The organism is Paenibacillus enshidis (assembly GCF_042136365.1).
In the GTDB taxonomy this organism is placed as follows: domain Bacteria; phylum Bacillota; class Bacilli; order Paenibacillales; family Paenibacillaceae; genus Paenibacillus; species Paenibacillus enshidis.
In genome coordinates, this window is record NZ_JBHHMI010000004.1 from 65,072 (window position 1) to 89,173 (window position 24,102).

The window sequence follows — 24,102 nt, forward strand, 5'->3', positions numbered from 1 at the left end:
AAATGGTTGAACCTATATATGGTATGTTAAAATGATATAAGAACACAATATATAGTGATTTGGTTGCTGAAATCCGTTTATGCCTTAATCATCACTACATATAGGGAGGCTGATTCTTTGAAAACGATGCAGCAGCAACTGACAGGGTTAAGTGAAAAAATATTTCTGGACCGCTATGCCTGGAAGGATGCGGATACGAACAACGCCAAGGTGGGCGACGTCGTGCTTGTCCTGACCAAGGATGACCCGAAATTCCCGACCAAGGAGGTTGGCGAAATCGTCAGCCGTGAGGGGAAAAAAGTGACGGTCCGTACCCGCTCGGGTGAAATGGTTCAAACCGATGTAGAGAAGCTGACCTTGAATATAGAAAAGACGCCAGAGGAGATGTGGAATCGGCTCGCCCAGGCCATGGCATCCGTGGAGAAAACTCCGGAGCTGCAGCAGGAATGGCGTGACAAATTTCGTTCCGTGCTTGACGACTGGAAGCTCGTGCCCGGCGGGCGGATTGCGGCAGGGGCGGGGGCAAGCGACGAGCTGACCTTATTCAACTGTTATGTCATCCCTTCGCCCAAGGACAGCCGGGGCGGCATTATGGAGACGCTGACCGAAATGACGGAAATTATGGCGCGCGGCGGTGGCGTGGGGATCAACCTCTCCTCACTGCGTCCACGGAGGGCTATTGTGAAAGGAGTGAACGGTTCCTCCAGCGGCGCTGTTTCCTGGGGAGGTCTGTTCAGTTATACGACAGGGCTGATCGAGCAAGGGGGATGCTTCGGTCCCCGCGAACGGATTGCGACTAATCGTGGCCTTATCCCTGCAAGCGAACTCGCCGATCGCTTGGACCGCGGAGAGACGCTGTACGCGTTAACCCACTGGGGACCGCGACGTATCACACACTCTTTTCGCAACGGAGTGAAGCCTTTATTTCGGGTTACGACCGAGCGCGGGTTTACGGTAGAGGTGACTAAGGACCATAAGATGGGGGCGATTCGCAACGGCTCCATCGTCACGATTCCTTTGCAGGATCTGGATGTCCGTGACGAAACTCTTCTCCTCCTTGCGGAAGGCCTACAAGAGGTTCCTTATGTGCAGCTCCAAGCCAAGCCGTACAATCGCTCTGAAATGAGCACAACGCTGAACGAAGCGGTGAAGCTGCCCAAGCAGCTCGATGAACAGCTCGCTTATTTGCTCGGTTACTTTTATGGGGACGGATACGTTCACTGGGGGCGCAAAGTCAACTGGGAAGCTCCGAAGGCGATCAAACTGGCCACGGCAGACGACCGTCCGGAAATTCGTCAATGTCTGATCGAAATATTGCGGGAGTTATTCAACATCGAACCGGTTGTGGAGAAGGGCGACGGCGCATGCCAAAATGTAGCCCTTTATTCCCGGATAGCGGTCGATTGGCTTGAACAAAACCAAATTCTGAAAGCACGGAGCGCAGAGATCAGAGTGCCCGAACCGATTTTCCGTTCCCCCGCTAGTGTTATGGGGGCTTTTGTCGCCGGTTATTTCGACGCAGACGGTTGTGATCGCGGTGCCAAAGGAGGTCACGGAATCGACAGCGTCAGTCTCGGAATGCTTCGCGACGTGCAGCAGTTGCTTGCCGTCAACGGCATTATGTCTCATATCAGATCGACAGACCGCAGCGGACAAGGATGGCGTACTATCTATCGGCTCTGCGTGACCGGCGCTGAATTTAAAGACAAGATGAGCCGCTTCATCGAGTTGTCCCTGAAAAATGAAGCTGTTCCCGGGAAATATTATCAAGGAGTTTGGGATGCGACGAAGGCACGTATTTCCTTTCGGGCTTTGACCCGAGTGAAGGATCGTTTGCAAGCGGATGGTCAAGTGGCTTTGGCGGAACGGGTCGAGCAACTGCTTGCGACGGTGCCCGACCGAATCATGTCGATTGAACCGATCGGGCCGAGCGAAGTGTTTGATTTTGAGGTGGAGGACGTGCACATGCTCTGCGGCAACGGATTTTATACGTCCAATAGCCGGCGGGGCGCTCTTATGCTCATGATGAACGACTGGCATCCGGATGTGCTCGATTTCATCACGGTCAAGCAGACGATGGGGCAGGTGACCAACGCTAATCTGTCGGTGTGCGTGAGCAACGGTTTCATGAAGGCGGTCAAGGAGGATCTGGACTGGGAGCTGGTATTTCCAGATACAAGTACGCCGGATTATGACGAGCTATGGGATGGCGACCTGGACAAATGGAAGCAGGCCGGTCGCAAGGTCGTTCACTACCGGACCGTCAAAGCACGTGAAATCTGGCATACGATTATCGAATCGGCCTGGAAATCAGCCGAGCCCGGCGTTGTGTTCATGGAGTACTACAACCAGATGTCCAACAGCTGGTATTTTAATCCGATTATCTGTACGAATCCGTGCTTTCACCTGAACACACGGATTACAACCGAATATGGGCTTATCACCATCGAAGACTTATATAAGAAAACACAAGGTAAAGCTTTTCTTGTCGGAACAGATTTAAGGCTCGTGGAGCAAGCAAAAGTTGTAGGGGGAAGAAGCTACGAGGTTCCTGGATTAAAAATGAGGACAGCTACTGTTTTCCCTACAGGACAGAGAGAAACCCTGAACATTTCATTGCAAAACGGCATGGAGCTTTCAGTGACTCCCGAGCATCGTTTGTACACCAATCATGGATGGAAAGAAGCTGCACAATTAAGCGCAGATGATTACGTTTACTTACAGTCCGGAGAGGGAAAATTTGCAGCCCAAGATGCACTTGGCGAGGAGTGGGGGCTGTTCCTTGGATGGCTGACAGGAGACGGCTGGATCTCCAAGCGTGGGGATGTTGGTATGGTGTTTGGCGCGGCAGACAGCGAAGTTATCCCTCAGTTGCTTAAGGCAGGAGAGAAAATAACAGGGGTTACCGCCAAAGTTTTTGAGCGAAGCAATGGTACCAAACAAGTGTATTGGTGGCGGAAAGCGCTTGTTGAGCAGCTTTATGAATTGGGGGTTAAGGCAGTAAGGGCTACAGAAAAAGAAGTTCCGTCTGCACTGTTCACTTCGTCCCGAACTACCGTTACCGCTTTTCTGCAAGCATTGTTCTCCGCTGATGGTACGGTGAATGAGAGGGATGAGATGCACCGGACAGCGAGATTAACCTCGGCCTCCCGGAAGCTGTTGCAGGGAGTACAGTTGCTCTTGCTGAATTATGGAATCAACAGTTCCATTTATGAACATAAGGTTTATTCCAGCTCCGGGTCCTACGAATTAATCGTGAGTGGCAACAATCTCGTTGTCTTTGCAGAAAAGATCGGCTTCAAATTTGTGACAAGAAAACAGCGGGCGTTGGAGCGGATTGCCAGACCTTCGCGGAAATCGGAAAAATTCGCCTCAAAGGTAAACAAGATCGAAAAAGGTGATTTCGTTACCGTATATGATATTCATGAGCCGGAGACCAACTCCTTGATTGCCGGAGGAATGGTGGCTCATAACTGCGGAGAACAGGGCCTTCCCGGCTGGGGCGTGTGCAACCTGTCGGCCATCAATCTGTCGAAGTTCTATGATGAGGAACGGCATGACGTCGATTGGGAAGAACTGGCGCTGACGACGAGATATTCGGTCCGCTTCCTTGATAATGTCATCGACAAGACGCCATATCATTTTGCGGAAAATGAGCAAAACCAGAAGAAAGAGCGCCGTGTCGGGCTTGGCACGATGGGACTGGCCGAGCTGATGATCAAGCTGAACATCCGTTACGGCAGCCCGGAATCGCTGGAGTTCCTGGATAAGCTGTATGGCTTTATGGCGCGCGAAGCCTATCTCGCCTCTGCGGATATTGCGGCAGAGAAAGGCTCCTTCCAGGCTTTTGATGCAGAGAAATATGTGCTGAGCGGATTTATGAAAAACATGATCGAGGTATATCCTGAAGTCGGAGAAGCGGTCGCTGCCAAAGGCATGCGCAATGTAACGGTCATTACCCAGGCGCCGACAGGCAGCACCGGTACGATGGTGGGTACCTCCACAGGTATTGAGCCGTACTTTGCATTTAAATATTTCCGGCAAAGCCGGCTCGGGTTTGACGAGCAGTTCGTACCGATTGCACAGGAATGGCTGGACGCCCATCCGGGTGAAAAGCTGCCCGACTACTTTGTCACGGCCATGGATTTGTCGGCCGAGGATCATATCCGCGCACAGGCCGCCATCCAGCGCTGGGTGGACAGCTCGATCTCGAAGACGGCGAATTGTCCGGCCGATTTTACGGTCGAGGAGACGAAGAAGCTGTATGAGCTCGCGTTTGATCTGGGCTGCAAAGGTGTAACCATCTACCGGGACGGCAGCCGCGACGTGCAGGTGCTGTCTACCGAAAAAAAAGATGAGGGGACTGCGAAGGAATCTGTCCCAGCACCAGCAACGGCGGCAATTCAGCCCCCCGGAAAAGTGGTGGATAAGCAGTATAAAAGCCGCCCGCAGGTGCTGCGGGGAGCGACCTACAAAATCAACACCCCGTTCGGCATGGCTTACATTACGATCAACGATCTGAACGGAATCCCTGCGGAAATTTTCCTGAACGTTGGTAAAGCCGGCTCGGACGTGTTCGCGATGGCAGAAGCGCTGGGACGTGTATGCTCGCTATTCCTGCGTTACGGCGATCATGGCCATAAGGTGGAACTGCTGGTGAAGCATTTAAAGGGGATTGGCGGCTCCGGGGCAATCGGCTTTGGCGTGAACCGGGTTGAATCCATTGCCGATGCGGTGGCGAAGGCGCTTGAGCTTCATGTGCAGAATGGGATTGCAGACCATGAGCTGGACACGGACACGCCTGCTCCGATTGCGGCTACGCTGGCACAGGAGGAAAGCATGGGAGGTGCCCCTGCGGAGCAGGTAAATGCAAGTCTTGAATCCAATCACGGCGGCGAAGCCGGAACGGGTTACGGCCACCAAACAGCGGCATCTCGCGATCTGTGCCCGTCCTGCGGCTCGGCTTCGCTGATTAATATCGAGGGCTGTAAAACCTGCAGCAACTGCGGATACAGCAAGTGTGGTTAAGTTGGATGTAAATACTGAGAAGAAATTAAAAGGCTGTCGAGTCTTCTCGACAGCCTGAGCTTTAGAAAATAAACAGCTTAGTTTCATCTAATAAATTAGCCCTGTAATGGTCTTGCTTCTATAATAATGAAGTGGGCAGCACGTTCCTTTATTAACCAGGTTCCGTTTTGGCGTACATATTCATCATCATATCTGACACTGAAATATCAGACACCAACTGTTCCCCAAAGTAAACTTTATATCTGCCATCAAATGAAGCGGTGGAAGCCTATTTATTGAAAGAAAGAGAACTGGGAAGGATCAGCGAGAAATTGCATCCAAGGACAGTAGCGGATTTATTGCTGGGAGGGTGTTTTCAACGTTCGTTTCAACTGAATTTTTTGGGTGAAGAGGAGTCGCAAGAAAAGCAGGTCGAGTTTGTGAATCTTATTTTGGATATGTTTTGCGAACCGGCGGTGGGCGAGTTCAATGACAGTTCTCAATAGCACGTTGCATCACTTCCTCCTGTTCAGCAGGAGGAATTTATTTTTTTCTGGTATTTCTGTGTTCCTACAAACTTGGTTTGCCATATAATAATTACGACTTGCCGGGCTGCAAAGCAAAAAAACTGCTTTTTAAGCGGTGTCCACCAGTGAAAAAAGGAGGCGTGTTATGAATAAACTATTGGTTGCAGGCAACCGCTCGGTTCTAAAGTTTTTGCTTCCCTCTTTGCTTCAGGCTATCCCCGAACCACTCACAATCGTAATTACAGATGATTGCTCATCGTCTCAAACCGAAATTGATGAAGAAATGAATGAAATGCTGTACGGGAAGCAATCTGACGGAAGGATAACAATAATAAAGAAAGATGAAATGACATGGAGAGAACTGGTTCAGCCATTTCATCTGGTTTTATTAGCTTCAGCAAACAACAATCTTGAGCTTTACCATGAATTTTACAGTTGTTGCATAGAGGAGCAAAAGGTTCTTCTGCCTTTAACGTTTACGCATGAATACGGAATTCTGGGTCCAACTACGATAAAAGAAACAGATGCATGCTGGGAGTCCTGCTGGCTGCGTCTGCATGTGCAGAACCGGATGCCCACTTCTCCTGCACCGACTATTGTAGATAGGATGTCCCATATAACATCAAGTTACGTAGAACGGTATCTGAGTACCGGCATTCCTGAACTCCAAAACAGTGTCTATATCTTGAGTGAAGATCCAATCCACGGAGAAATCCATTCCTTTTTCGAACACCCTTTGACACTTCAGCACATTCCGCTTTCCGACTGGTTCCCCCTCCATATTCCCTTCAATCAGGAGCAAAGCAGTATGAATGAGGAACAATTACAAAATTATTTTACTGGACTTGTCTCTTCCCGGACTGGTGTCTTTTATTCCCTTGAAGAAAGTTCTTTTGAGCAGCTCCCGCTTTCTTTATGCAGTATCCAGATAGCGGATCCCCTTTCCGATGGTCCTGCCACGAGGCTTCCAGCCACGATTCATGCAGGAATGGATCATACTCAGGCCAGGAGAGAAGCAGGCTTATCGGGGTTGGAAAGATATATGTCCAGACTGTGCGATCATCTTTTGTTAGATAAAATGCAAAATACTTATGTAGGTGCAGGGACGACTGGTTCGGAGGCGGCAGGACGCGGGCTGCAGTCCCTTCTGCAAAGTGAACTGGACCGTTTGTATCGATGGGATATGCAACAGGCTACTCCTGTAGTAGTTCCGTTTGACCTGTCTAAACTTGATGATCTGTGCAGTAAATATTATCTTGAATCGTTGAGGGCATTAGCAGAGGACTTGGTTTTAGGATACAGTGAAGATTTATATCCCCACATTCCAATTGTCTGGGTTCGCTCAAACGGCACTTGGTATTATGCCATTGATTTAAATCCCACTTTGGCATTGCGTCGTGTATTGACTGAAGCTCTTGGACATATCCAGACGGGACATAAGCGATCAGACAGCATTTCATTCAAAAACATCTCTCTTTCCGGTCAAACTAAGCAGATGTGTCTGCCAGAAGCCGGTACCAGTTACCATCCAAAGGATATTGAAGACTTGTTGTCTGTATTGCATCCATTTCAAGTTTTGGTTACCAAATTGGCGGTTGAACCTTTTTTGAAGGAACTTGTGGTATACGGAGTACGACTGAGCAAGGAGGTTTTCAAATAAACATGCAGCATCCCCGAAATTTCTTTAAAAGGCTTGGGATGAATCACGGAATGGGATTAGGCGAATAGAACGGACACCGAATACATTGTTGGTGTCCGTTTTTTTCAAACCTGATTTATTGCCTGATCTGTGCAAATTCTACGTCGTTTGGTTGCTCAAAAGTAAGGATGTCTATCATTAGGGTACTGCGTTCACACTCTGCAGAGAACCATGAAGCCTCAATTCAGCCATATTGCCAAACCATGAACCTGAATTATAAATGCGGATAAATCGGTATGGTGTTGCATTACTTACTGTAAAGACTTGCCAATCAAGAAGGGCGGAGGCCCCCGGCGTGAGGTTTGACCAGTTTTCGTTGTCGTTGGAGCCCTGAACCACGGCACCTTTGATCCGGCCAAAGTATTGATCCTGTCTGGCTAACATTTCGACCTTCGTAACAAGAAGCCTCTGATCTGCTTTGAAGTCAAAGGTAATGAAACCTCCCGCCCCGTTGCTGCCAAGCCGGAAATCGGAATGGGTGCCTGGGTCCCCGTCAAACAGATAACTCACCTGTTTCATTGTTTCTGCAGGAGTTCGATTTCCGGCTGTTGTGGGATCCATCAGATAGGTGATATCCGTCACATTGGGGATCAGCTGAGATTCATCTGTTATAAACAGATGGGTGCTGTCCGTCGTCAGGAACACTTCATCTCCAGCGGTTCCGTCCGATATCAGTTTGTAATTGATCGAAAAGCGGACCTTCCCATCCTTGGCATCGGGGCCGACGGTCCATTGTGCTGCCCAGTGAATATTGTCGGTTGTAACAGCCGTCGCTTCCTGCCCTTGAATCAAGACCTTCACATCCCGAATCGGTTCGACCGCTTTAAAATCCAGCTTCACCGTATCGCCCGCTACAATCCGGTTTTTCAGACTTTGCTCCGAACGGATCGACACAGAGCTCATTTTGCTGAACATTTCATGCCGTTGACCATAGATACGTAATTCGCTGATTTCGAACATCGTGCTTTGCGGCTCAATGATGGCCAGCTTGAAGAAACGGAATGGGGTGTTTATATACTCATCCTTCACGGCGAGCCGTTGTTTCTCTTCGCTGCGAACAGTCATCTCATCCGTCAACCGTGTCCAGCTGTCCCCATCATTTGATCCGAACACGGCAAGACCGGCGATGCGCTCGGGGAAGCTTCTTCTGCCCTGGATCTCGAAAGCTTGCGCCGTGATTTTAAACCTGCTGCCGAAATCAAGGGTATGGTATTGATCCGGTGCCAAGCCGTAAGCGACGTAGCTGTTGTCATTATCATCCGTGAGGCTTGGCAGGTAATTGCCGAAGGAAGAAGCAGAACCCATTTTGATAAAGTCAAGGCTTCCATCTGGCAAAGCACTGTTTAGAAGCTCCAAGCCTTCTACTGCCGTCTGAAGCGATTGCAATTTGGCATAAAACGCTGCATCTGTATCCGTCTCAATATGTTGGATCGCATCGGTATAAGCATTGGTGTACGTCGCAAGGGTAGCTGACACATAGCTCTGAGCCGGGTTATATGCGGTGGAGGCTGCAGTAACGGCGGCCGCCCGGTCGGCTGTTACCTCAATCTTCACTTGTTTCGCAGATATCGACGTTCCGTCGCTGGCCACGACGATAAAGGAGCTTGTTCCGGTTTGCATGGGAGTCCAGGTGAAGGCGCCGGTATTGCCATCCAAAACGGCTCCCGCAGGACCATCTGCCATTTCATAGGTGACAACGTCCGAGACGTTCGCATCCGTAGCCGAAAAATCCACGTTGATCGTTCCTCCGGTAAATGCGATCAGATGCAGTGCTGACGAACCTGATTTAAATACCGGAGCGGATAACTGACTGCCTGCCTGGACATGGAAATGATCCAGGTCCACCTTGCTGTCGCTGCCCTTTACCTTCATATACATAAGGCTATAGTTTTCATCGATCTGTGCGTAGGGAACCGTGTTGATGGACATATCAAAGGTGACGTATCTCCATTGCCCCTTTGTATCCGGCAGCGTAATGGTATGGAAGGGGAGGGAGTTTCTTTCTTTACTGAGCTCAAGGGTGGCGGTCCCGTTGGTCCTGATTTTCAAGCCGATGAGCTTGGGGGAGGTTCGCTGGCCAAAGGAAAGATTCAAAGGCACAATGGTGCTCCCCTCATCCGTTGCCATAATCTCCACATAGGAAATGCTCCCTTCCTGCCTGGTCGCCGAATGGCTGTCAAGGGCCGTGTACCGGTCTTCGATTTCTGCCAAAGCTTCATTTGTCATTTCCTTGGGCAGATATTTGGAACCTTCCCCCACGGCTTGCGGCGGGATATACAGCCAGAAATCCCCGCCACCGTCCGGGCTTTCCCAGGCTTGGGCCAGCTTTCCCTGATAATAATAATTGGACGGGATCCGTTTCGTGAACGCTTCATAGAAATAAGGCGCTTTTTCCGAGAGATCGACTTTTTGGCTATAGGTATAATAATAGTAAATATCCCAAAACTGGGCGGTGTTCATGCGGCCCCGGTAAAAATCGGATATGACCCGATAAATGCCCAAGGGACTACCGTGCTCATCCATGGTGTAAACCACTGGGGTCCAAGGGGTATCGTAGCCCAGCATGTATTGCCAGAAATAATTGGCTGCCGTCAAAATCCGGTGATCCAGAAAAGAAAAAATATCCACCGCATTCGGAGCGGTTGAGACCGTGCCTGCTATGGGGTCTACCTTGGTGCCCTGGGCAAGCAGCATCCGGGAAATAATCGCTGCATTCGTAATGTCTCCGGCACCGTGAGCCTGATCTCTGCCCATTTCCACATGCTGCACAACCGGCTGATCCAGCTTCTCTCCCGTAACCGCATTGGTATCTACGAGCCGGAACAACTGTTTAATCGAACCGTTAATGCCTTGATCCTTCGCCGTTTTGTTCACGGTAAACCATTCTACAGCTTCTTCGTACCGATCTTTGTTGTCTGTGAAAATATAACCTGCCATGGCTCCCAACAGGGGGTAGGTATGTTGGTTCATGAAGTGATTGTTATCGTGAAGAAACGTTTCCGTTACCGGTATAATGAGGTTGTTGCTGAAATTAGCCGTATCCTGCTCCGTCCACTGTAAGGCTTCCGTCCGTGAACTCGTATACCGTAATATTTCTGCCGCCGTTACCATCCGGTTCAGCGGAATTCCCGTATGAATATGGGCGTCGGTAAAATAAACGTATTTGGCAGGATCCATCTGGGACCAAATGCGAATGATGCGCATCGCGTTAGCCCGATAGGTTTCATCGCCTGTAATATAATACAGCAAGGCCTGTGTATACGCTTTCAAACCATCGGATATAAAACGCGCATTAAAACCCTGACTATCAAATGCATCACTCGCCGGTGTGGTGGGATTCGAGGCATCCTGATTGCTGGATGTGACCGTTTTAGAGGCTGTTGACGAAACAAGCATGGCTTTATAATACGAATACCACGGTTCCTGCTTAGCCATGATCTGTGCCCGCATGTTTTCAAGAATGTTCTTGGTTACCCCGATGCCTGGATGAAGAAATCCGTTGCTGCTTGTTTCCGTAATCTCTACCGTATTGGTTGCAGCAGGCAGCTCCTCTGCAGATACCGAGGCATACGGCGATAGCCAGGGAATGCACATAGCTGCAAAAATGAATGCAGTCAATCCGGCTGTCACCCGCCTCCACAGACTTGTGCGGTACGGTCTCCCATACGTTCGCTTCAGAAAAATCTCCTCCTTTTCCTGTGTAGTCAAGAAACACAATAGCAGAATGGCGAAGGAGAGGTATGCTGCTTTTTTAAGCGAAATATGCATTCTTTTTTGGATTTAGCGTCAGGACCGGATGATCGGCACAGGTTCCTGTTTTTTCAGGCAGCGTTTGTCGTTATAATCTTAATCAGCAGATGAAGGCCATGTTTTTACACGCGTACAGTAAATATTAATACTCACGGGTAAGCAGGAGGGGGCGCTCTATGGAAACCATTAAATTATTACTTGCAGACGATGAACCCGTCATATTGCGTGGTCTGAAAAAACTGATAGCCTGGGACTCGCTTGGATTTACCATTGTAGGCGAAGCAAATGATGGGCAGGAGCTCCGCGAACTGATCCGTACACATGAACCTCAGCTCATTATCAGCGACATCAGTATGCCGGATGGCAATGGGATTGATATTATTGCCGAGTTAAATGAACAGGGATACCGTGCCAAGGTGATTTTTATCAGCGCCTTTCAGGAATTTGGTTATGCCCGTCAAGCGATACAGTTGGGGGCGCTGGATTACCTGGTAAAACCTATCAATAAACATCAGCTCGAAAAAGCAGCAGGAAAAGCCGCATCTATCATCCGGGAAGAATCCGACGGTGAGCGAAATAAAGAGATGCTGACTTATTATGAAAAAAAGAATCGATCCACCACCATAGAACAGCTTCTTGACGGTTTACTGGACGGGGACAAAAAGACACTCGACGCGCTTGCGCAAATGGACGTCATTGCAATCAGCCGATTTACTACCGTGTGTGTACTGGAGATCGATGAAAATAGCACTGGCACATCGTGGAAGGAGCGGGAGCGCAATCTGGTAAACTTCGCATTGTCCAATATCATTAGAGAGACATTGGAGCAGGAACGGAACGGGGGTAACGGATGGCTGGTGCAGAAAGAAACATGTTTTGTCATTCTAATCCAGCATGAGCAGAGAGAGTATCCGCTTCAACTGGCCAACGACCTTCGCAATAAAATCAACGGTTATTTAAAGCTGAGTGTGTCGTGTGGTATAGGGGTAAGTGTGACAGGCATTGAAGAAGCGGAGGCATCCTGCCAGTCTGCATTGAAAGCGCTTAATAGAAAATATTTTACAGGCATAAACCAGGTAATTTGTTATGAAGAGCAGCGTGCAGGGAGTAATCCGGAGGATAAGTCCATAGCAGAGCTGCAATCCGATGTGGTCAAAGCGCTGACCGCTCAACAGAAGGAACAGTTGCAGCCGCTGATACGGCAACTGCTGGAGCAGATCCGGATTCAGGCAGGGGATAACAGGAATCTGGCGGTTACGGGGGTTTACAATTCAATGCTGTTCATACATCAGGAGCTTGCGAAGATCGGGAGTGGGATGGAGCTCATCCAGGCTGACCACGGTGCTCTGCTGGAAAAACTGGCTGCCTGTCCTTCCTACGCGGATGTTGCCCGCATGGTTGAAGAGATCGTAGCGGAAATGCTGCAGCATTTTGCGGGCAAGCTGTCGGGTAAAGAACGGGCGCTGTTAACGAAGATCAAAGCGTATATTGAAGAGCATTATGCCAGCCATATTACACTGGAATCGATGGCCGCCCTTGTTTATATGAATCCCTACTATTTTAGCAGCTTTTTCAAGAAGCATACCGGTCAAAATTTCAAAAACTATATCACAGAGGTGCGGATGAGGCACGCGCTTAAGCTGCTGATGGAATCGGAGCTTATGGTTTATGAAATTGCCGACCGTGTAGGTTATAACCATGTGAGACATTTCAGCGATATGTTCAAAAAAAGATTTGGCAAGGTGCCGCAAGAATACCGGCAGTGCTTCCGCCAGCATCAAACATAATTAACCATAACGGACAAAGAAGGTGCTGCCTTCATGCGCTTCTGGAGATTGTTGATGAAAAGCATATTCGTAAAATTTTCGGCTTCCTTTATGCTGGTGGGGCTTATCCCTCTTTTTGCGCTAAGCTTTTTTTCCGTGCAAATATTCTCGGGTTATGTAGAACGATATACAACCAGCAACCTGCAGCAAATGGTGCTGTATATGAGCTATAATCTTAATTCGGCCTTCCAGCAGTACAATGACATTTCGAAGCTTATGTATAACGTCCGTTATGAGGGAGTATCCGAAGATATTAACCGGAATCAGACGTTTAATGTCAATGAGCTGGAGCAGATCAATGCGACGCCCATCGATTCCTTCCTGAAAACGATCGTTTTTAGTGATAACTATATTACCGGCGCTTATTTTGTCCGGGCGGCAGACGGGCGTATCTATTACCAGGAACGGGAGAATCGCGGACTTAGAAGCGAACTGCTGCCTGTGCAGGAATGGAAAGACAAAATGAGCACGCAGCCTGCGAAGGTAGCTATTTTCCCGAAGCATCAGGACTCGTATTTCACCGGGTCCAAACGGGAGGTTTTCACGCTTGCGCGTAATCTTATTGATACCTCAGGCGTGCTGACCCGGGAACCCAAGGTGGTGGGCACCTTGTTTCTCGACATTGATACAGCGGTGTTCCGGCAATTTTTGAATGAGCTTTATCTTGGGGAGCAGGACGAGGTGCTTCTGATCGATGATGAGCATCATATTTATTTCAGCAATCAGGGCAACAGGACGAAGGATGAAATTTTAGCGGGCAGCAAGGATCATGAGCTGCTGGTGCTGCGTGAAGACATTCCTTTTGTTAACGGCCAACTGATTGCAATGATTCATCGGGCAGGACTGTTTGAGCAGCTTTTTTCTGCACGGGCCACCGTATATATTGCGATCCTGATTTGCTCAGTGGCTTTGATTGTCATGGGAGCCTGGTTCTCCCGCCGTTTGGCTGCGCCGATCCGCAAGCTGATTCAGCAAATGGCAGTGGTGGAGTCCGGGAGGCTGGACAGCATGCTTCCGGTCAACAGCAACGATGAAATAGGCAGGCTGACCCAAGGCTTTAACCGGATGGTCGAGCGCCTGCGGGTGCATATTGATGAAGCTTATGTGGCCCAGATCAAGCAGAAGCAAACCGAGCTGAATGCGCTAAAAAGCCAGATCAGACCTCACTATCTGTACAACACCCTTGAAGTGATCCGGATGAATGCGGTGGATAAAGAGGCGGAAGAGGTCGCGGATATGATTCATTCCTTGTCCAATCAATTGAAATACGTTATTGATTATGGAGAAGAGCGCGTAAGTCTGCGCCGGGAGCTTGAGCATTTGCATGACTATTTCTATATTATTTCGGTCCGGTATGACAACAGATATGTGCTCAGGTGTGACATCGCTCCTGACGTGGACATGGACTTGCCGATCCTGAAATTATGTTTGCAGCCCATCGTGGAAAACGCGGTCCAGCACGGACTGCGCCAGCAGAAAAAAGGAACGGTTGGGGTGACTGTAGAAAAGCAGGGAAAAGACCTGGCCATCACGATTTATGATGACGGTGCGGGAATGGACAGAGAGACGCTGGCACGCATTAATGAAACCTTGTACGGGCCCAGCGCCCCAAGCAAGTCCGTTGGGTTAAAAAATGTGCACGAGAGAATCCGGTCCATGTACGGAGAAAACTATGGCCTGTCCGTGAGCAGCCAGAAGGACATCGGCACCTCTGTGCTGCTCTGTTTTCCAATACCGGGTTGACGGCTCTTTTTCTAATAAAGAAATGAAGAGATCCGCACTTTTGCAAGGATACTCCTTTGTCCTTCAAGGACTTAATTGGTCGCTGGCGCTCCTTATGCAGAAGTGTGGATTTTTAAATGCGCAAAAGTGAAAGTGAATTGTCAAATGAAGTGGAAATCTACTGAAGATAACACACGAAGGTCATAGCAAAGCTGTCCAGATTGTTAAAACGATCGGTACGACGCATGATGGTCCCGTCAGAGAGAAGTTTGCCGAAGACAAGGACTATATCCTGGTGAACGACCGCGCTTACGGCAAAATTAAGCGATTCGATCTGTATGCGAGGGAGGAGCAGTATTTTGTAATTCGTATCAAAGAGAACGTAATGCTTGTAAAACCGCGTTCCTTAAAGAACGAAAAGTAGAAGCCTCAGACGTCATGCAAGATATCACTTGCTATCTCGGAACACTTCAGTGCTAATCAGAGCTTCGACCTAACGTTGTGATCTTTCAAGATAACAATAACAATGAAATCCGGGTCGTAACCAATTCGATACATTTGTCATCCGAGCAGGCTGCTGAGATCTACAAGGCACGTTGCGGCGTTTTCTTTAGATAGATCAAGCAAAATCTCAATGTGCCTATTTTGTTTGGCACAACGCAGAATGCTGTGTTCAACCAGCTTTTTGCCTCTTTGATGGTTTATGTGATTCTAAGATGGCTGTATGACCATTCAAAATCGTTCATGATCCCTTGCAAAATCATGTTGTTCATCCGTTTCACGGAACAAATACTGCATAATCATCTACAAGTCAAATGGATCATCGCTTTGACTAAAGTGTTGAGAAAGCACGTTTATCTGTCGAACTGTCTTAACCCGGTATCTGGATAATCAACAGGCATAATAAATGTAAGGAGTTCGAGAATTCTCCCTTTTTCTTTATTTTACTCCACCGAGGAAGCTATATTTCTAAGCTCATTTCACGGATTCGGGATAAAAGCAACAGCTTTCTAGCTTTGAAGGCTGTCGCTTTTTAACCTACTTTGAAAACCATATAAACTTTATGAAAATTTAATTAGACCAATATAATCTTCACGCAAAAAAAGACAGCTATCAAAATGATACTTTTTCAAATAAGTAAGTATAAGTTTTTTTTCATCTAGCTGTTCAAGTTGTTCGTAAATCCCTAATAAAATCGCTTGATATATCGAATTCAGAATGTCTTTTTCTGTATCTTGATCGAAATCATTTCGTGAAATTAATGGGACAATACTTGCAAGGCTTATATTTACTTTAAATCTATCAATCTTTAAATTTTTTAATTTATTGGGCATCAGTAAAGAAGCTGATTTTACAAATACACCTTTTATGAAAATATCAATTGTTGTGCTAAACAGATCCTCTATTTCAAGGAACTTTGTTGAATCTTTTAAAGTTAATATTCTTGTTACATCAACACTTGCAATTGTATATGAATCTTCACTTTGCCCATAATCGCACAGTAAAGAATAAGGAAGACCCTTTAGTAGTTCTTCCCCATCTTCTATATATTCGTTGCTTAATGTGTTAAAGTATTCTTTGGACGTAAGAATACTAATATATTGAGGGTCTTTTTTTTCAATATACATATATAATGCCTCGTCAATATCGTCATCCAATGCCTCAATCATTGTAGATAAAACATCCTCTTCCTCAATAAGTGGTACATCTATAACATGAATTTTTTCATCAACAACTAAATCTAATAATTTAATATTTGATTCTTCAAATTCTATCAATCCTTGTCCATTAAAATAATAAGTTTCTCCTAGTGTTGATATATTTTCGCTAAAAATATTTCTGACCAAACCCTGAAGAGGGACATTACCAGTAATTCCTGTTAAATATTTCGACAAGTCAATACTCATATTATTGCTTAATTTAGTTAGTGTATTCTTTAATAATACCTTGCTTTGTGTTTCCAAATCAATTATTTGAATATTTATATCGTCTGTTAAGAAAGTAGTTTCAAGAAATGACTTAATTCGTGCCATATCCTCCTGCCAAATACTCATAAACTGTTGATAATCAAGAATAACTTCGGTTCCGCTATCTGTATTTTCATAAATCTGCTTTATTGAAACATACTCATCATCTTTGAGTAGTTCAATTTCATATACACTTGAACCTAGGAAATATTTTGTTTTTACAACCACTTTAGATGAGAGCATAAAACATGAAAGGAATCCAATTCCATAGTTACCTATGGTCTCTTTACTCAAGTTTTGATCCAGGAAATCACTAGAATTATAATAAGAAGAGCCCACACTTAAAAAGAAATTCTTTAAAATATTTATGTTCATTCCAATACCATTATCGGAAATTTTAACAAAATTCCTATATTTATCGAAAATAACCTTTATTGTTGGGATATACTCTTCTGTTTCAATACCGCCCCTTTTTTCCTCATAACTTCTTCTTATTCTACAAGCATCAATAGAGTTCTGAATCAATTCTCGCAGACCGTACTTCTTGCTTCCATATATACGTTCTCCCATTAATAAATGAGTTATTTTTGAGTAATCCATATTAAATCTTAAATCCGTGAAAGTATACCCGGCAGTATTTATATAATTAGAAACTTTGGGATTCAAAAAAAATTGATATCTTTTTTCCATTGTATTTAAAAGATAATTCGAATTTTCAATCTCATTATTAATCCAGTCAATATATCCAAGTACCTTCCGATAAACATGTGGACTATCGCACTTACCATGTAATCGTATTTCTTTAACTGTATCTCCAAGCTCCTCTACTTTTTTAGCGTTTTGAACTACAAAATGCTGCTCCCATTCTCCTTTGCTTATCCCCTGAGGATTAATTGCTAAAAAAAGTTTTGGTGGAGTCCGCTCACTATCAAAATCTAAAATGTCTCCTAATCTCAATAAGATTGCACAAAACCTTAGATTGTATTGATATACTCCCTTAACATCATGTTTTTGAGTGTTATTTTTTAACCAATAAAAATCTTCAGTGTGTGATTGACATAGCAATGCCACTTCGTCCGAAATACTCACAGAAGTCATGTTGGGGATTATAAGTAAATCCTCGAGCTCCAATTTAACATATTCAGCAGAACGTAAAGCATGATACTTACGAATAAATTCCTGGATTGCCTGCTTTTCATTTTTTAAACGATTGAAAAGTGCTGTATATGAAATATCCCCATATACCAGTTTACCAGATTTTATACTTTCTATTTCTTCTGCAGTTGCCCCCATACCAATATCATGTAGAAGTGCTCCATATATTAGAAATAGTATCTCCAACTCACTTAATTCTTCGATTGAAGGTACTAAAAGTGCCATTGTATTCATAATTCTCAACGAATGTTTTACGTCGTGGAGTGTGTAGTCAGGAAAAACTTGCGATACTCTAGTGTTCAAAATACTAGATATCCTTCTATAAACAGTTAATGATTGACTATACATGTCTTCATTTTTATCTTTTAAATATTTTACAATATACGGTGGGTTGTTCTCATAATCTAATTGATTCGGGGTTATAAAAAGATCATTCATTTTGTTATTCTCTCACTTTCATATCTTATATGATCAGATACAATTACTTTCATTGCGCAACAGTGAATATCAAACGATACATATTGTATCGTTTATACAAAAGAAAACAAACACTTAAATGGCCTTCTGATTAAAGTAGATGGATTTTGACATTAAATGTCGACGATTAAAGTCGTTTACTCATAGCTTAGCTCAAAGCGTACTCAAACTTCAACCAAAACTCGTCTTCGATTATTTCGTTCTTTTCATCCATAAACTGATTCGTAATAAAGTTCTAGTGCTTCGTTCCGGAAACAAGCCCGACAATTAGATTGCATGATAGTAATTACACAACACGACGTTGTCCACTAACTGTTGCTTTATTTCCAGTAATCTGCACTAGGGCGTGTCTGAAAACTACCCTCAATGGAGCTATTTCAGCAAAATCATAGCAGAAGCTAAATAGGCAAAGCTCAAAAAGTTGCGGGCAAGTTTATCATATCGAGTGGCGATCCCACGGAATTGCTTGAGTTTATTGAAAAAACATTCCACGACGTGACGTTCCTTATATCGATTGAAATCACATTCCCATGGTTCTGCAGCATTGGACTTTGGAGGAATGCAAAACGTTGCTTCCTGAGATTTGATGTGATCTCGAATCGCTTGGGTTCCGGAGGCTTTATCGGCTAGAACCACGCTTCCAGACAGCGTTACACCTGAAAGAACATCAACAGCCACCGAACAGTCATTTCGATTCCCCGCCGTTAAAACCAAGTGAATCGGATTCCCCAGAGCATCTACTACGGCGTGGATTTTGGTATTGCGTCCGCCCCGAGAACATCCGATTTCTTGACCGGTTTCGGCATGTTCGGCCCTTTTTTTGCCCCTGCCGCATGCTGGTGAACTTTGCAGGAAGTGCTGTCGATCGAAATTTCCTGTAAGTCAGCATCGCTGGACAGCGACTCAAACCCCTTTTGAAAAACGTCGTCTTTACTCCACAAACGAAAGCGGGAATATACCGTTTTCCAAGGACCAAAACGTGGAGGTGGATCGCGCCAAGGTGCACCTGTTTTCACTTTCCACAACATTCCATTCAGCATGATTCGATTCGGTTTCGAAGGTCTGCCTTCACCTGTGTTTTCGGGCGGCAATAGATCTTTGATACGCTCCCAGTCTTGGTCATTGATTTCATGGCGTCTTAGCATCATTTCACACGTTCCTTCATGATTTCATCTTGGTAAAATTATGCTATAGCTTCGCTTTTGAAGCAATAGCTAGTTTTCAGACACACCCTAGCAAACGGGGATGGGCGGAATTAGCTTTACAGCGGCTGCGGGAACAATTGGAGCCATTGGGTGTGGAGCTCAATCTGGAGAAAACACGCATGGTCAATGCCTTGAAAGGCGAGGCCTTCGCGTATCTCGGATTTGATCTGCGTCGTACGAAGAAGCGAAGTGGAACGGGCTATTTTATCCTCATGACACCGAAGAAGAAAGCCCGGATAGCCGTTAAAGCGCGGATTCGCGAAACGATTCGTAGTGGTGGCTCGAAACCGACCCAAGACATCGTGAAGGAGATTAATGCGATACTGGGCGGGTGGGTGAACTACTTCCGGGTAGGGAATGCCAGCGACGCTTTCAGTGAAATACGCGACTACACGGAGATGAAGCTTCGGACACTGTTAACCAGAAGGAAACGGAGACGAAAAAAGTAGCATCGGATGGCGGAGATGGAGTAATGAGTACCTGTATGGCGTACTGGGACTGTATTGGGACTGGAAAGTCCAACCACTCAAAAGCGCAACAGCGTACCGATGAAAGTGTCCACTATACGGATAGGTCCCATAACCCTTTCGATGAAATTTGCTGGGTGAGCTGCTTGAGGGAAAACCTCACGAGCAGTTCTTATGGGGAGGGGCTGGAAACGGGTCCGACGACACCGCGCCAGCTCTTTACCCGACAGGTCTTCTTCAAGTGCACCAAATCGCTGCTTCGCTTGCAGAAAGAGTTCCAGGGCCGCTCCTATGACTTACTGATCAGTCCTACGACGATTGTGTTCTCGAGGTATATTCTACTGGCTTGGCAACATCGGCAAAGTACGGACGCCCGTTCATTTGGCGGCTTGTTTTATTTGCTGTGCGATGAAGTAGATACGTTAGACTGGACGATCGCCTTACAACAACTGCTCGATCTGATCAACGAAATCGCTAAGAAAGCAGGCAAAAAGTTGGCGGCTCTGATTCAACGTCAACTCCAGCAGTGGATCTCCGTTTTGCCCAGTTATATCAGAGCTTGTTTGCCGATTTCATGCTGCGAAAGTTGAGTTAAGAGAAATACTGCTTCTGCAAGATGGTAAAGATATCTTCGGAGGATATATTAGATCCAGATTGGGAATGGAAAAGGCACAGTAAGCATCTCTTATGATAAACCCCATCACATATTATATGATATATGCGACTATGAAGATAGCGAATTGCATCCTGGTGAGTATGAAGTGAGTATTAAACTGCAAGTTTACCGTTATGAGAGTGGGGAAAGGAAGGAAACGGTTAGTTTAGAAGGAATGACTAAGCTAACAATTATGTAAACTCTAAAATGCTGATCAAGTGTTTTTCAAAACCGCAGGAGGAGTAGAATTCTTGCGGTTTTGTTACAGGAGGAATTATGGGAATCTTTCTCTGCAATATCAGGGCCATCTTGCGCTAAATTCAATAGCAATCATTTCATAAGGGTCGCGTTATGCGACTCTTTTTTTGAAAAAAAGTGTGTATCCGTTAACTGGAAGGTCTGCTTTCTTAAATTCCCCGCATATGCGGCTTAAAAAAGTTCATACAAGCAAAAAACGCTCCATGTTATGCTAAATAACGAAAACGCTTACTTCAAGGGGGGCTGCAAGATATGCTGAAAAAAGCAAAATTCAGGTTAACCGCACTTCTGCTCGCAACGGCTATGATTTTAGGAGCTTGTGCCGGAAACAGCACGGGTGCGGGTGACACCGGAGCTGATCCTGGCGGGAAGAAAATAAGCTTCACCATCGGATATGCTGCCGGTGATCCGGCTGCCAAAAAAGCGATAGCTGATACCGTGAAAAGATTCATGGAAGCCAATCCCGATATTGAAATCAAGGATCTCAGTGAAAACTCCAGCAGCTCGTATCTGGACTGGCTGAAAACGAAGGATGCAGTCGGCGAGTTTCCTGATCTTGTAGAGATGCGGGATACGGAAGTGTTTGCTCATGCGGGTAAAATCGTGGAGCTGCCGTCAGACCTGTTGGATTTGTTCGATTCGCCTCCAGCGGTAGAAGGCAAAGTGTGGAATGCGCCTTTATCGATGAATGCGCCGCAAGGCATCATTTACAGCAAAAAAGCATACGCGGATGCCGGCATTACCGAGCTGCCCAAAACGTATGACGAGTTCATCGCCATCCAGGAAAAATTAAAGGCTTCCGGTATAACACCGCTGGTGGTTGGTGGCAAAGATATTTTCCATATGGGCTTCTGGGTAAACAAATTTCTTATTGATGAGGTGTACGCGCAGGACCCGGACTGGAATTCCAAGAAAACGGCCAAAGAGGTCAGCTTCACAGACGCCAATGTCGTGCAGGCGATGACAGATTATCAAGAGCTGTTCAACAATTACGTGGACAAAGGCTGGCTCAGTACACCTGACAATCAAACGGTTTCTTTCCTGATCTCAGGCAAAGCGGCGCAACTCTACTCGGGAACGTGGATGTTCTCACAAATCGAAGAAGCCGATCCGAGCTTTGAATACGGCTTTTATGCCGTGCCTGACCGTGCGGGCAAAGTGAATATTATAGGGCTTCCATCACCTGCCGGATGGTCTTTGTCCGCCGAAGCGGCCAAGGATCCCGAGAAAGCGGAAGCGATCAAAAAATTCATTCGTTTCTTCTTCGAGCCGGAGCAATATTCGCAGTATCTGGCGAGCATCAACGGAATTCCGTCAACAAAAGAGAAGGTCACGTATGAAACCGCAGAAGCGATGGAGGCAGCTCTTGCTTTGATGAACGACCCGAAGGTTACGAAGTCACTTGCCATCAATAACTGGTGGGGAGAGAATCTGATTCCGCCTCAGTTCCGCAACTGGTTCTACAAAAAGCTGCAGGAGATGGTCGTGAACGACGGGGATGTCAAGACTTATATGCAGCAGGTGGACGCGGAATATGACAACCAGGTGAAGGCAAATTCGATGTAAGAGATGTGAGAAAGAGAACCTTTGGAGGAATTCGCACCCAGAGTGAAGGCGGTTCCTCTTTTTAGGAAGGAGTGCATTCTATGGGAACACCCGCAACATCTCAAAAAAAGAAAAAGCAGCACCCTTTTGCCATCGTATTTATACTTCCGTCATTCATCCTGTACACCTTGTTTGTCATTGTTCCTACTCTTGGCAGTGTGTATCTCAGCTTTACCTCTTGGGACGGAATCAGCGAGGATATCCGCTTTATCGGCTTTGCCAACTTCATTGAGATATGGAATAGCCCCCGGGTGCATAATGCGCTGAAGAATACACTCATCATGACCGTAAGTCTGGTCATCCTGGAAAATATTGCGGCCATTGCCATGGCCCTGATGGTTGACAAGGTAAAGTGGTTCAAGAATCTATTTCGCAGCATTTTCTACTTCCCCACTTTGCTTAGTGGCATCGTGATGGGCTTCGTATGGGCCATGATCCTGAATTATAATTTTGGCGTTGTCAATCAAATGCTGAATGCGGCCGGACTCGGAAGCTGGGCTGTGGATTGGTTGGGAGATCCCAACTACGCTATGCTGTCTGTCATTCTGTCTACGGTTTGGAAGGGCGCCGGTTATTACATGATCATCTATCTGGCAGGGCTGCAGGGCATTCCGGCAGAGTTGTCCGAAGCGGCAAGTATTGACGGTGCGAATGGCTGGCAGCAGTTCCGTTATATTACCTTTCCGCTGCTTGCAGGCTCCGTGACCGTATGTATGGTGCTCTCCATGATCAGTGCGCTGAAAATATTCGATCAAATTGCGGTTATGACGGACGGGGGGCCGGGCTTCGCGACGGAAACGTTAACCTATATCATTTACAAAGTGGGCTTTGGCGAATTGAGGCAGGGCTTCGGTACAGCGCTTGCTATGGTGCTGTTTATCATCATCTTGATCATCACCATTATTCAAGTGAAAATTCTCCGCAAGAGGGAGGTGCAGTATTGATATGAGCATGCAGGCACGCCAAAAAATAGGCGAAGTGCTCCTGTTCGCGGTTACGCTGCTGGTGGCAGTTATATTCTTTTTTCCGATTCTGTTTAATCTGATGTCTGCCTTCAAGAGCAATGGTGAAATTATGCGTGATGCGCTGTCGTTTCCGACCTCATTGTATCTGGAAAATTTCAAATATTTGCTGACCGAGACCGAATTTCCGCGTGCGATCATCAACAGCCTGATCCTGACGGTGGTTTCGATCGTCATGCAAATCCTGATCATTCCGATGGCAGGTTATGCGATCGAAAGAAGAAACGCCAAATGGACGCACTTCGTTTTCCTTTACTTTCTTGCTGGCATGATGATTCCTTTTCAGGCCTACATGATTCCATTGTTCAAAGAGCTTAAAATGCTTGGACTTTACGGCAGCCTGGCCGGACCGGTTTTTGTGTATATCGCAGGCGCAGTTGGTTTTGGATGCTTGCTTTACACAAGCTTTGTCAAAGGCATCCCCAAGGAAATTGAAGAGGCGGCCGAGATCGACGGCTGCAGCCGGTACACGATTTTCTGGAGAATTGTGTTTCCGCTGCTCGGACCGGTTACGGCCAGTATGGTCGTATTGAACGGGCTGGGCATCTGGAATGATTTTCTCCTGCCGATGCTCGCGCTTCCGTCCGGGGAGCCGAAAACGATGGTTGTAGAAATTTACCGATATATCGGAGAGTTTTCATCGAGATGGGACATGATTTTTGCCGGAACAGCCATATCCGTTGTTCCTGTGCTTATTATATTCATTTTCATGCAAAAGTACTTTGTTAAGGGAATCTCATCAGGGGCGACAAAAGGATAA

At 46.3% G+C, this 24,102-nt stretch carries 10 protein-coding genes and 3 pseudogenes; 10 read left to right on the forward strand and 3 right to left on the reverse strand.

All coding sequences use genetic code 11. The features are described from left to right. Positions 1-126 precede the first annotated feature (126 nt). The 3 genes from ACE41H_RS06510 (at position 127) to ACE41H_RS06520 (ending at position 7,194) form a co-directional block, all read left to right on the forward strand. Positions 127-5,028, forward strand: coding sequence for a ribonucleotide reductase barrel domain-containing protein (locus ACE41H_RS06510; protein ID WP_375354495.1), 4,902 nt, complete (start codon positions 127-129; stop codon positions 5,026-5,028). Positions 5,029-5,303: 275 nt separating this feature from the next. After that, complete coding sequence (locus ACE41H_RS06515; RefSeq protein WP_375354159.1) at positions 5,304-5,513, forward strand: hypothetical protein; 210 nt, start codon at positions 5,304-5,306, stop codon at positions 5,511-5,513. A 166-nt stretch (positions 5,514-5,679) separates the two neighbouring features. Further along, positions 5,680-7,194 carry a hypothetical protein gene (locus ACE41H_RS06520; protein WP_375354161.1) on the forward strand — a complete coding sequence of 505 codons (1,515 nt, stop codon included), beginning with the start codon at positions 5,680-5,682 and terminating at the stop codon, positions 7,192-7,194. 177 nt (positions 7,195-7,371) lie between these two features. On the opposite strand, the gene ACE41H_RS06525 is transcribed toward ACE41H_RS06520, so the two are convergent. Then, positions 7,372-10,851 (reverse strand): discoidin domain-containing protein, encoded by a 3,480-nt coding sequence (locus ACE41H_RS06525; RefSeq protein ID WP_375354162.1) that lies wholly within the window; start codon positions 10,849-10,851, stop codon positions 7,372-7,374. Positions 10,852-11,159: 308 nt separating this feature from the next. Between ACE41H_RS06525 and ACE41H_RS06530 the strand changes: the two genes are divergently transcribed. After that, a complete protein-coding gene (locus ACE41H_RS06530) occupies positions 11,160-12,770 on the forward strand; it encodes a response regulator (RefSeq protein WP_375354164.1) in 1,611 nt (536 codons plus the stop codon). A gap of 54 nt (positions 12,771-12,824) precedes the next feature. Continuing rightward, positions 12,825-14,552, forward strand: coding sequence for a cache domain-containing sensor histidine kinase (locus tag ACE41H_RS06535; protein WP_375354165.1), 1,728 nt, complete (start codon positions 12,825-12,827; stop codon positions 14,550-14,552). A gap of 1,040 nt (positions 14,553-15,592) precedes the next feature. Here the strand turns inward: ACE41H_RS06535 and ACE41H_RS06540 are convergent. Next, positions 15,593-18,091: an HD domain-containing protein gene (locus tag ACE41H_RS06540; RefSeq protein ID WP_375354166.1), complete on the reverse strand. Its 2,499-nt coding sequence runs from the start codon at positions 18,089-18,091 to the stop codon at positions 15,593-15,595. Between the two features lie 411 nt (positions 18,092-18,502). Continuing rightward, positions 18,503-19,278: pseudogene (locus ACE41H_RS06545) on the reverse strand (IS5 family transposase). Positions 19,279-19,358: 80 nt separating this feature from the next. Between ACE41H_RS06545 and ACE41H_RS06550 the strand changes: the two are divergent. From ACE41H_RS06550 to ACE41H_RS06570, 5 genes and pseudogenes are all read left to right on the forward strand, one after another. Beyond that, a pseudogene (locus ACE41H_RS06550) lies at positions 19,359-19,887 on the forward strand (group II intron maturase-specific domain-containing protein); the annotation flags it as partial. 142 nt (positions 19,888-20,029) lie between these two features. Further along, a pseudogene (locus ACE41H_RS06555) lies at positions 20,030-20,392 on the forward strand (IS4 family transposase); the annotation flags it as partial. A gap of 575 nt (positions 20,393-20,967) precedes the next feature. Beyond that, on the forward strand, positions 20,968-22,281 hold the full coding sequence (locus ACE41H_RS06560) for an ABC transporter substrate-binding protein (RefSeq protein ID WP_375354167.1): 1,314 nt from the start codon (positions 20,968-20,970) through the stop codon (positions 22,279-22,281). An 80-nt stretch (positions 22,282-22,361) separates the two neighbouring features. After that, complete coding sequence (locus ACE41H_RS06565) at positions 22,362-23,264, forward strand: carbohydrate ABC transporter permease (protein WP_375354168.1); 903 nt, start codon at positions 22,362-22,364, stop codon at positions 23,262-23,264. Between the two features lies 1 nt (position 23,265). Next, complete coding sequence (locus ACE41H_RS06570; RefSeq protein ID WP_375354169.1) at positions 23,266-24,102, forward strand: carbohydrate ABC transporter permease; 837 nt, start codon at positions 23,266-23,268, stop codon at positions 24,100-24,102.